Consider the following 12,238-nt stretch of genomic DNA (forward strand, 5'->3'; position numbering starts at 1 on the left):
CCATGGCGCCCAACACAGCAAAACACTCCAACAGAATTTAGGCACGAAGTTTATACCTGCCGAAAATCATCCCTTCACGCGGCAGTCTACGCCATCCATGGCTCCGATAAACATCACACTTTTCTAAATTCAGTTTCCGTTGCTGTGATGGGATCTAGTGATCGTTGAAATTTCATTTTCTAAATTAACGAATTGAGAGCTATGAAAGATGAAACAACCACCAAGTCTGCTTCATTAAACGCCGGAATGGTGACCAATATTCACGTATCACTGGCATGGATGCCAGTGAAAGCGCTGTTGGCACACGGACGTGCCATCAGCGCTGGTAAGTCGAAGAATATTTGGCATCATGGAGGAAACACGTTTAATGCAGCAGCGCCGAGGGAGTCCAGAGGGAGGCCGGCGCTAGCCTCCCTTTGGGTGTCGTCGGCACCCCGACGCCAAACCAATAAACAAGCTCCAAACCGGTAAATTTAAGATGGGTGTCCGTTTAAAATTGTTTAAAATTAATATCTAATAAAGAACAAGATAAATGCTTTACTGTAATCATATGGGATATATTATAATCATTATTTAAAGTACTAAATAAATGGATTTATATGCCTCATTCAGAAAAATCACTATTTCAGCTAGTTTCATTCCGTATTGCGCTATGGGCGCCTATATCAATAGCTATTTTGTTTTCAGTATATATTTTTATAACTAGTGATTTGACTTTTCAAACTGGATTCGTTGGATTAAATAACGCTTGGGATATTTTCAAAATTCCATTAGCACTATTTTCATTAGTTTTTCCAAGCGTCGCGTTAGTGGCTGCAAATCATCGTTCTATTCAGAGTAAAAAACAAATTGATTTGACACAAAAAAACATAGAATTATCTATTAAGCAAAACACACTAAAAAATTATTATGAATCCATTCATGAGTTTGAAAGTTATTTAGATTCCTGTAACTTACAATTAAGTTTCATTTATAAAAACAAACGTATTATGTATAGAAAGTTTTTTAAACATAATTCACCTAATTTAGTAGAAGTTTTAATTAATAAAAATGTTTTATTAGACTTAAAAAATCAATATCAAACCAGTGTTGATAATATATTAAATGACTTAGTACAAAAGAGAACAGAGAATAATGAAGAGTCAGAAAAAGCGCTACTCAATCTGTATTCAAGTCTAAAGGATAATTGGTTACATAATTATGGATTGGAAATGACTTATGACCCGTTAAAAAATAGCAATGATAGTTTTTCTGAGGCAATTAATAAGTTTACCAATGAGTTTTATACATTACTGAACTATTGTATGAAATATAATCCATTGGACATGGAGCCAAGAACGCCTGAGCTTGATTCTTTTTCTAACTCTGAATCTTGGATCTCATTTAAAGGAAAATTTGATAAGGATATAGGTGAAATTAACTTTAGTAGTTTATTCACTTCTTCCATGGATTTCATGTTTAAGCATTGAAAGTGAATGTTTTGTTTATAAAAGGAGATAATGAAAATTACTGTAGAATGACGCCTGATTAAAAATCATAGCGGACCTAAATGAGAATGGGGCAACAATCTTTTCCTCTTGGATGCAGCTGGTATTAAAGCAATAACAATCAAAATATAGATTAAAACATATGCAGTCACAAGATATTCCTTACAAAAAATCCCCTCAACTTATTCAGCTGATAATTAAAGAATGACTCAATGGAATTATGAAGAAAATGAAATTTTACATACCTAATTCAATTAGCTCAGATATAAGAAGAAAATTAGGCTATGTTAAGATTAGAAAAATTAAAGTCATAACCCATCCAAATTCAATTAAAGATGAATGTTTAGAAAATGTTCGTAGTTATTTAGCTAACCATCAAGGAGAAGTTCAATTAGGTTGGAAGTTTAGTCTGTTAGGCAATGTAATACTTCGCTTGATCGCTCATGCAGTTGTAAAGAAAGAAAATAATGATTTGATCTGTATCTCGCCAAATGAAGATCTAAAAGAAATAAATTTTTTACCTGATAATTCAATAAAGAATATGATTGAGGGTAAATACCTTCCCGGGAAACATCTATCTTTAATTAATAATAAAAATATCAAAGAATATGCTTTGTTATTAGATAAAGTTGAAAAACTGAAGTTTGAATTCTTACCAGAAAATATTCAAGTTGAGCTTGATATCATTCATTCCAAAGCCTCTTTCTATTTGCCTACAGTTTACAGTGAATCTATAAAAATAACGAAAATGGATGAATGTTGCTATTGTGGCTCAGGGATTCTAAGAGCTTTTTGCCATCAATAAAAAACCCGCTAATTAGCGGGTTTTTATCAAGAATTACAAGCTGTAAGCGAATCGCTTACCAACCCGTTTTCTCTTTAAGTGCTACACCGATATCCGCTAAAGAACGTACAGTTTTAACACCAGCCGCTTCTAATGCTGCGAATTTCTCATCAGCTGTACCTTTACCACCAGCGATAATCGCGCCAGCGTGACCCATACGCTTACCTTCTGGTGCAGTAACACCAGCAATGTAAGATACAACAGGTTTAGTAACGTTTGCTTTGATGTATTCTGCAGCTTCTTCTTCAGCTGTACCACCAATTTCACCAATCATTACGATTGCTTCAGTTTGTGGATCGTTTTGGAACATTTCCAATACGTCGATGAAGTTAGTACCAGGGATAGGGTCACCACCAATACCTACACAAGTAGATTGGCCAAAACCAGCATCTGTAGTTTGTTTAACGGCTTCGTACGTAAGTGTACCAGAACGTGAAACAATACCTACTTTACCAGGCTTGTGAATGTGACCAGGCATGATACCAATCTTAGTTTCGCCAGGAGTAATAACACCTGGGCAGTTAGGACCGATCATACGAACGCCAGATTGATCAAGCTTAGCTTTAACGACAACCATATCTAAAGTTGGAATACCTTCAGTGATAGTAACGATAAGCTCGATGCCTGCATCAATAGCTTCTAAAATTGCATCTTTACAGAAAGGAGCAGGAACATAGATAACTGTAGCTGTTGCGCCAGTTGCTTCTACTGCATCACGTACTGTGTTGAATACCGGAAGGCCTAAGTGCGTTTGACCGCCTTTACCTGGGCTTACGCCACCTACCATTTGTGTACCATACTCAAGTGCTTGCTCTGAGTGGAATGTACCTTGACCACCAGTGAAACCTTGACAGATTACTTTAGTATCTTTGTTAATTAAGACAGACATTATTTGCCCTCCGCAGCTGCTACAACTTTAGTTGCTGCATCAGATAATGATTCGGCAGCAATGATATCTAAGCCAGAGTTTTTAAGAACTTCACGACCTAATTCAGCATTAGTACCTTCTAAACGTACAACTACTGGTACTTTAACGCCAACTTCTTTAACTGCGCCAATAATACCTTCAGCAATCATGTCACAACGTACGATACCGCCAAAGATGTTAACTAAAACAGCTTTAACGTTGTCGTCAGAAAGGATGATTTTGAATGCTTCAGAAACACGTTCTTTAGTCGCCCCGCCGCCAACATCAAGGAAGTTAGCTGGCTTGCCGCCGTGTAAATTAACGATATCCATTGTACCCATTGCTAGGCCGGCACCGTTAACCATACAACCAACGTTGCCATCTAAAGCTACGTAGTTTAATTCAAAACGTGCTGCATGTGCTTCACGCTCATCTTCTTGAGATGGATCGTGGAACGCGCGCATTTTAGGTTGACGGTATAAAGCATTACCATCGATACCAATTTTGCCGTCTAAACAATGAAGGTTACCTTCGTCAGTAATAACTAACGGGTTGATTTCTAATAATGCGAAATCGAAATCTTCAAACATTTGTGCAAGACCTAAGAAGATCTTAACAAATTGCTTCATTTGCGTTGGGTTTAAACCTAACTTGAAGCCTAATTCACGTGCTTGGTAAGGTTGTGCGCCAACAAGTGGATCGATTTCAGCTTGGTGAATTAACTCAGGAGTCTCTTCAGCAATCTTCTCGATGTCAACACCGCCTTCAGTAGAAGCCATAAATACAACTCTACGGCTTGCACGGTCAACAACAGCACCAAGGTATAATTCGTTCGCGATATCAGTACAGCTTTCTACTAAAATTTTAGCAACAGGCTGACCGTTTTCGTCTGTTTGGTAAGTAACTAAGTTTTTACCTAACCAGTTTTGTGCGAAGTCTTTAATCTCTTCTTTTGATTTAACTAGCTTTACACCGCCAGCTTTACCACGTCCACCTGCGTGAACTTGAGTTTTAACAACCCACATATTGCCGCCAATTTTGTCGGCAGCTTCGGCAGCTTCTTGAGCGGTATCGCAAGCGAAACCTTCAGAAACTGGTAAACCATATTCAGCGAATAATTGTTTCGCTTGATACTCATGCAAATTCATGGTGTTTTATCCATTTATCTGTAGATGAAAATGACAATAATATTATAGCTATTGCCATCGAAAAAAGTCGACCGATTATAGTATAAAAGCTCTAAAGAACATAGTCCTTAGAGCCTAAGACTATAGTCTAAATCGAACAAAATAATTTAGTACTATATACTAGATGCTTAACTATATATTTAGTAACAAGCGTGTTGGATCTTCCAACAACTCTTTAATCGTTACTAAGAACCCTACAGATTCTTTACCATCAATTAAACGATGATCATAAGAAAGTGCTAGGTACATCATAGGTAATATTTCAACTTTTCCATCAACAGCCATTGGGCGGTCTTGGATTTTATGCATTCCCAAAATTGCCGCTTGTGGCAAGTTTAAAATTGGTGTTGAAATTAATGAACCAAAAACGCCGCCGTTGGTAATTGTAAAGTTACCACCTTGCATTTCGTCCATGGTTAATTTTCCGTCACGACCTTTAATCGCTAAAGCACGAATACCGTTCTCGATACCTGCCATGCTTAATTGATCAGCATCACGTAATACCGGTGTAACTAAACCACGAGGAGTAGATACAGCAATAGATACGTCGAAAAAGTTATGATAAACAATATCATCACCGTCAATTGACGCATTAACTGCAGGGTAGCGTTTAAGCGCTTCTGTGACTGCTTTTACGTAGAACGACATGAAACCTAAACGAGTGTCATGAGTTTTTTCGAATACGTCTTTGTATTGAGCACGAAGATCCATAATTGGCTTCATGTTAACTTCGTTAAACGTAGTTAACATCGCCGTAGAGTTTTTAGCTTCTAATAAACGTGTCGCTATTGTTTTACGCAAACGCGTCATAGGAACACGTTTTTGCGTACGCTCACCTAATGCTGCAGAAGCTTGTGCTGCTGGCGCAGGCGCCGCGGCTTTTGCAGGAGCTGCTTTTGGCTTATTGGCTGCAGCTTCTACGTCTTCTTTAGAAATACGACCTCCTTTGCCAGTACCTACAACATCATTTGCTGTAAGGCCCTTTTCTGTCATTAAGCGACGTACTGAAGGGCTAGCGAGTTCGTCAGAACTAATGGCTTCTTCGGCTGAAGCAGCCGGCGCTGCACTTGCTGTTGCACCAGCACTAAGCTCACCAATTTTTTGGTCGCCTAATACTGTATCGCCTTCTGCATGAATAATTTTACCAATTACGCCATCAGCTTGTGCAACAACTTCTAAAACTACTTTATCAGTTTCGATATCGACTAAGTTTTGGTCAACTGATACTGTGTCGCCTTCAGCAACATGCCATGTAGCAATAGTTGCATCAGCAACTGACTCAGGCAATACAGGTACAACGATATCAATAACTTTAACGTCGCCAGTAGGAGCTTTCGCAGCAGATTTACTTTCTTTAGCTGAGGCTTCTTTTTTAGCTTCAGGAGCAGCTGTTTCAGCTTCACCTTCAGATAAAATAGCAATTACTTGCTCACCAAGTACCGTAGCACCTTCAGCTTGTGATATATCTGTGATTACGCCATCTGATGTTGCAGGTACTTCAAGTACCACTTTATCAGTTTCAATATCAACTAATACTTGATCACGAGATACTTTATCACCTACTTGTACGTGCCAAGTCGCTATTGTTGCATCTGCAACTGATTCAGGTAAAACGGGAACCTTAATTTCGGTTGTCATTTATAATATTCCTTACACACTCTTAATTAATCTCTTTATAAAAAAGAGGGTCTATTCTACATTAAGCGCGTCATGAACTAGCGCCTGTTGCTCTTTAACATGAACTGACATATAACCTACAGCCGGTGCTGCCGAAGCATTACGTCCTGCATATGTCAAATTAGTACCTGCCGGTATAGCCGCTCTAAAATGATGCTGAGAACAATACCAAGCACCCTGGTTTTGCGGTTCTTCCTGACACCAAACGAATTGCTTAACATGCTGATATTTTGCAATTTCAGCTTTTAGCTCATCTTCTGGGAATGGATATAGTTGCTCAACACGAATGATAGCTACATTGGTTTGCTCATTCTTACGACGTTGATCAAGTAGTTCGTAGTAAACTTTACCACTACAAAATACTACGCGCTCAACTTTATCAGCATCTAATTCATCAACTTCACCAATAACATTATGGAATACACCCGTAGAAAGTTCTTCTAATGATGATACCGCCATTGGGTGACGCAACAATGATTTAGGTGACATAACAACCAGAGGACGACGCATAGGACGTACAACTTGACGACGAAGCATGTTAAATACTTGCGCAGGTGTTGATGGCACACAAACTTGCATGTTGTGGTCAGCACAAAGCTGTAAAAATCGTTCTAAGCGAGCAGATGAATGCTCAGGTCCTTGACCTTCATAACCATGTGGTAACAACATAGTTAAGCCGCATAAGCGACCCCACTTTTGTTCACCTGAACTAATGAACTGGTCAAAAACAACCTGTGCACAGTTAGCGAAATCACCAAATTGTGCTTCCCAAATAGTTAAACCACTTGGCTCTGCTGTTGTGTAGCCATATTCAAAAGCTAATACTGAAACTTCAGATAACACTGAGTCATGTACATCAAAAGGACCTTGCCCTTCACGAACATTTTGTAATGGCAAGTAACGACTTGCATCATCTTGACCATGTAATACAGCATGACGGTGGAAGAATGTACCACGACCTGAGTCTTGACCAGTAATGCGAACGCGTTTCCCAAGGTCAACAATAGAAGCGTAAGCTAAGTTTTCCGCCATACCCCAATCGAGTAATTTCTCGCCTGAAGCCATTTTCACACGATCATCGTAAATTTTCTTTACGCGATTGTGAACTTTATGTTCAGCTGGAATAGTAGAGATTTTCTCGGCAAGTTCTTTCAACTTTTCAAGTGAAATTTCTTTATCGTAATCGTCATTCCACTCGTGACCAAGATATGGAGACCAATCTACTGAATGCTCAGTCATCGGACGCCATTGTTCAACCGTACATTGACCTTCATCAAGCAACTTACGGTAATAAGCGGTTAATTCATCTGTCTTGGTTTTATCAAGCGAGCCTTCAGCATTTAACTTGTCAGCATAAAGTTGACGAGGCGTTGGGTGCTTTTTAACTTTTTTGTACATAAGTGGCTGTGTAGCACTAGGCTCATCAGCTTCGTTATGTCCGTGACGTCGGTAACAAACAAGATCAATCACTACGTCGCGTTTAAATTCGTTACGGTAATCTAATGCGATTTGAGTCGCTAAGATAACCGCTTCAGGATCATCACCGTTAACATGAAGAATTGGTGCAGAAACCATTTTTGCAACTTCAGTACAATATTCGCCGCTGCGTGTATCTTCTGAGTTTGACGTGGTAAAACCAACTTGGTTATTTACTACAATACGAATAGTGCCGCCTACTTTAAAAGCGCGCGCTTGTGACATATTGAAAGTTTCTTGCACTACACCTTGACCAGCAATTGCCGAGTCACCATGAATAGTAATAGGCAATACTAAATCGCCTTCATTACAGTCACGTCGGTCTAGTCGTGCTCTCACACTACCAATAACCACAGGGTTAACAATTTCTAAATGCGATGGGTTAAAGGCTAATGCTAAATGAACATTGCCACCCGGAGTAACGAAGTCTGACGAATAGCCTTGATGATATTTAACATCACCAGAAGATAAAATTTCGTCATGTTTGCCGCCAAACTCATCAAATAACTTAGATGGATTTTTACCCATCACGTTAACTAACACATTTAAACGACCACGGTGAGCCATACCAATAACAACTTCTTTAGCACCTTGCGTTCCGGCGCGAGTAATAAGTTGTTTCAACATTGGCACTAATGCATCACCACCTTCAAGAGAAAAACGTTTAGCACCTGGGAATTTAGCACCTAGGTATTTTTCAAGTCCATCAGCCGCAACTAAGTCTTTGAAAATTTCTTGTTTCTCTTCAGCAGTTAAAACAGCTTGTGACTGCACTGACTCTAAGCGTTGTTGTAACCAACGTTTTTCATCTGTACTGTTGATATGCATATATTCAGCACCAATAGAACCACAATAAGTAGTTTTAAGAGCTTTATATAAGTCTCCAAGTTTCATCGAGTCTTGGCCTATAGCCAATGAACCAATGTTAAACTCACGATCAAAATCGTTTTCTGATAGATCATGATGAGATAATTGCAAATCACGTACTTTGTCACGTTGCCATAACCCTAAAGGGTCTAGGTTAGCATTTTGATGTCCGCGAAAACGAAAAGCATTAATAAGCTGTAAAACTTTAACTTGCTTAGCGTCACTGCCACCCGAAACAACTACAGTCTTTTGTGTTTGCTGGGCTAGGTCTTTAAATTCATTGCGGATTTCAGAATGCCGATATTCAACGTCAGCACCTTCAATTTTAGGAAGTTGTTGGAATATAGCTCGCCATTCTGCTGTAACAGATTGTGAGTTATCCAGATAAGATTCGTATAATTCTTCAATATAAGCAGCGTTTGCACCACTTAAATGGGAAGACTCTATCCAAGCCTTCATAGCACCTTCGGGCATTGCCTGTTCCTTTATGGGATAAAAGCAATCAAAAGATATGGCTAAAATAAATTATCCGAGCACACAATACTGCGTACTCGGACGTTTAAATTAAACCGCTCTGGTAAGCAACATTGACTTTATATGGCCAATGGCTTTTGTTGGGTTTAATCCTTTCGGACAAACATCAACACAGTTCATGATACCATGACAACGGAATACGCTGTAGGCATCTTGTAAATCATCTAAACGTTCTTCGGTTGCAGTATCACGGCTATCGATAAGGAAACGATAAGCATGTAATAAACCTGCTGGCCCAATAAATTTATCAGGATTCCACCAAAAAGAAGGACAAGATGTTGAACAACAAGCACATAGTATACATTCGTATAAACCATCTAGTTTTTCACGTTCTTCGATAGTTTGTAAATGCTCACGTGCAGGTTGCTCTTTACCGTCATTAATCAGGTAAGGTCTGATTTTTTCATATTGATTGTAGAACTGTGTCATATCAATAATCAAATCACGTACTACTGGCAAGCCTGGTAATGGACGTAACACAATTTTATTTGCTGGAACAGCAGATAAAGGCGTAATACAAGCCAAACCGTTTTTACCATTCATGTTCAACCCGTCAGAGCCACAAACACCTTCACGACATGAACGACGGAAAGATAATGTAGGATCTTCTTCTTTCAACATAATTAATGCATCTAGCACCATCATGTCTGAACCATCAGGTATTTCTAGTTCATAGTCCTTCATGTAAGGCGCATTGTCTACATCAGGGTTATAACGGTAAATTGAAAATATCTGTTTCATCAAATTATTCCTTAGTAAACACGAGCTTTAGGTGGGAAAGCTTCACGATGAACTGGTACCATGTTTACATCGCGCTTAGACATATCTTGTGTCTCAGGAGTGTAAATTGAATGACATAACCAATTTTCATCATCTCTATCCTGGAAATCTTCACGTGCATGTGCACCACGAGATTCCGTTCTAAAGTTCGCCGCTTTAGCTGTACTAAAGGCCGTTTCCATTAAGTTGTCTAGCTCTAAACATTCAATACGTTGAGTATTAAAATCTGAAGACTTATCACTTAAATGAGCCGTTTGTAAACGTTCGCGAATTTCTGTTAGCTCTTTCATACCCTGAGCCATCGCTTCGCCTTCACGGAAAACAGAGAAATTAAACTGCATACATTTCTGAAGATCTTTACGAATTTGAACAGGATCTTCACCTGATGTAGATGCTTCCCAACGATTAGTACGTGCTAATGAAGCTTCTAAATCAGACTCTGAGGCTTCTTTACCAAACTCTGTATCATTTAAGTAGGTACCTAAGAAGTTACCAGCGGCACGACCAAATACAACTAAATCAAGTAATGAGTTGCCACCTAAACGGTTTGCACCATGTACTGATACACAAGCTATTTCACCAACAGCGAATAAGCCTTCAACAATACTTTCTTTACCCGTAGCTGGGTCGAAATGAATTGCTTGGCCATTTACATTACAAGGAACACCACCCATTTGGTAATGACATGTAGGAATAACTGGAATAGGCTCATCAGCAGGATCAACGTGTGCAAATGTTTTAGATAATTCACATACACCTGGTAAGCGTTTGTATAACGTTTCACGGCCTAAATGATCAAGCTTAAGTTTAATATGTGGACCATACGTTGGATGATCACAACCACGACCTTCACGTATTTCAGTCATCATAGAGCGAGCTACAACATCACGACCCGCTAAATCTTTAGCGTTAGGTGCGTAACGTTCCATGAAACGTTCGCCATCTTTGTTAAGAAGATAACCACCTTCACCACGACAACCTTCAGTTACTAATGTACCAGCACCGGCTATACCTGTAGGGTGGAACTGCCACATTTCCATGTCTTGCATTTGAATGCCAGCACGAAGCGACATACCAACACCATCACCCGTGTTAATGTGAGCATTAGTTGTTGAAGCGAAGATACGACCAGCGCCACCGGTAGCAAGTACCGTTGCACGAGCTTTAAAGTAAACGACTTCACCAGTTTCAATACAAATTGCTGTACAACCTACAACGCCACCGTCACTGTTTTTAACTAAATCTAGTGCATACCATTCTGAGTAAACGTTCGTTTTATTTTTAACGTTTTGTTGGTATAAACAATGTAATAACGCATGACCTGTACGGTCAGCTGCAGCTGCGGTGCGAGCGGCTTGCTCACCACCAAAATTTTTAGATTGGCCGCCGAATGGACGTTGGTATATTTTACCTTCTTCCGTACGAGAGAAAGGTAAACCCATATTCTCAAGTTCGATAATTGATTCTGGGCCGGTTTTACACATGTATTCAATAGCGTCTTGGTCACCGATATAATCAGAGCCTTTTACGGTATCGTACATGTGTTGTTCCCAGTGATCTTCATGGGCATTACCCAAGGCAACAGTAATACCGCCCTGTGCTGATACCGTATGAGAACGAGTAGGAAAAACTTTTGAAATCAGAGCACAAGATTTGCCTGATTCAGAGATTGCTAGGGCAGCGCGCATACCTGCACCACCAGCGCCAATAACAATGGCGTCGAATTCACGAATTGGAACGCTCACTTACACACCCCACACAGTTAATAAGCCTGCTGCAAAGTATACAAGCAACAAAACAGAAAAGAAAAATTGTAAACCACCGCGTAGAAGCGCAGGTTTAATGTAATCAGAAAGTACTTGCCATACACCAATCCAAGCGTGAACTAACAACGCAACAATCGCTAAAATGGTAAATATTTTAGTGCAGATGCTACCAAAGAATGCTTGCCATACTTCAAATGTTACATCCGCAGTTGTAACGAAAAAGCCAACAAGATAAAAGGTATACAGTGCTAATATAATCGCACTAGCACGAAGAAGAATGAAATCATGTACGCCACTACGGCCTACTGTTGCTGCGTTATTTACCATAATCGAACTCCTACTACTACAGTAAGCACCAACCAAAGTGCAATGATAAGTTTAGCCGTAGCATTGCCTGACGCTAGCTCTTCAAAATGACCTAAATCCATAAGTAAATGACGAATACCGCCAAGTAAATGATAGATAAGAGCAGAAAGCGTACCAAGCATAATTATTTTGAAGAATAAGCCACTAAGTAATGATTCTACTTGAGCAAAACCTTCAGCAGAAGATAGAGATAAAGAAAGCGTCCACAATAAAATACCGATAGCAAATACCATGATTACACCTGATACTCGGTGCAATATTGAAGCATTAGCTGCTGCATGCATTTTAATTGTTGACAAATCTAGGTTTACAGGACGTTGTTTTTTCACGATTGTTGCCTAAGGAGC

The 12,238-nt window shown here is 39.4% G+C and carries 10 protein-coding genes; 2 read left to right on the top strand and 8 right to left on the bottom strand.

Annotated elements, in window-relative coordinates:
- Window positions 1-599 precede the first annotated feature (599 nt).
- Window positions 600-1,469 (top strand): hypothetical protein, encoded by an 870-nt coding sequence (locus AC27H3_RS17810; protein ID WP_487108067.1) that lies wholly within the window; start codon window positions 600-602, stop codon window positions 1,467-1,469.
- A 247-nt stretch (window positions 1,470-1,716) separates the two neighbouring features.
- Window positions 1,717-2,292, top strand: a complete 576-nt coding sequence (locus AC27H3_RS17815; RefSeq protein WP_487108068.1) for a hypothetical protein — start codon at window positions 1,717-1,719, stop codon at window positions 2,290-2,292.
- Window positions 2,293-2,347: 55 nt separating this feature from the next.
- Here the strand turns inward: AC27H3_RS17815 and sucD are convergent, their stop codons facing one another.
- From sucD to sdhC, 8 genes are all read right to left on the bottom strand, one after another.
- Window positions 2,348-3,220, bottom strand: a complete 873-nt coding sequence (gene sucD, locus AC27H3_RS17820; RefSeq protein ID WP_487108069.1) for a succinate--CoA ligase subunit alpha — start codon at window positions 3,218-3,220, stop codon at window positions 2,348-2,350.
- Window positions 3,220-4,386 (bottom strand): ADP-forming succinate--CoA ligase subunit beta, encoded by a 1,167-nt coding sequence (sucC, locus tag AC27H3_RS17825; protein WP_487108070.1) that lies wholly within the window; start codon window positions 4,384-4,386, stop codon window positions 3,220-3,222. Before sucC ends, sucD begins: the two co-directional genes overlap by 1 nt.
- Before the next feature lie 171 nt (window positions 4,387-4,557).
- Window positions 4,558-6,063, bottom strand: a complete 1,506-nt coding sequence (gene odhB, locus AC27H3_RS17830) for a 2-oxoglutarate dehydrogenase complex dihydrolipoyllysine-residue succinyltransferase (RefSeq protein ID WP_487108071.1) — start codon at window positions 6,061-6,063, stop codon at window positions 4,558-4,560.
- 51 nt (window positions 6,064-6,114) lie between these two features.
- Entirely contained in the window at window positions 6,115-8,919 is a 2,805-nt protein-coding gene (locus AC27H3_RS17835) for a 2-oxoglutarate dehydrogenase E1 component (protein ID WP_487108072.1), read from the bottom strand.
- A 90-nt stretch (window positions 8,920-9,009) separates the two neighbouring features.
- Window positions 9,010-9,720, bottom strand: coding sequence for a succinate dehydrogenase iron-sulfur subunit (locus AC27H3_RS17840; RefSeq protein ID WP_487108073.1), 711 nt, complete (start codon window positions 9,718-9,720; stop codon window positions 9,010-9,012).
- Between the two features lie 11 nt (window positions 9,721-9,731).
- A complete protein-coding gene (gene sdhA / locus AC27H3_RS17845) occupies window positions 9,732-11,504 on the bottom strand; it encodes a succinate dehydrogenase flavoprotein subunit (protein WP_085302450.1) in 1,773 nt (590 codons plus the stop codon).
- The gene (gene sdhD / locus AC27H3_RS17850) at window positions 11,505-11,852 is read right to left on the bottom strand and encodes a succinate dehydrogenase, hydrophobic membrane anchor protein (protein WP_085302452.1); all 348 of its coding nucleotides are present in this window, start codon (window positions 11,850-11,852) and stop codon (window positions 11,505-11,507) included.
- On the bottom strand, window positions 11,846-12,220 hold the full coding sequence (gene sdhC, locus AC27H3_RS17855) for a succinate dehydrogenase, cytochrome b556 subunit (RefSeq protein ID WP_085302454.1): 375 nt from the start codon (window positions 12,218-12,220) through the stop codon (window positions 11,846-11,848). The genes sdhD and sdhC overlap by 7 nt, the downstream gene beginning before the upstream one ends.
- Window positions 12,221-12,238 lie beyond the last annotated feature (18 nt).

This window comes from Colwellia sp. NW0002-52-1 (assembly GCF_057550865.1).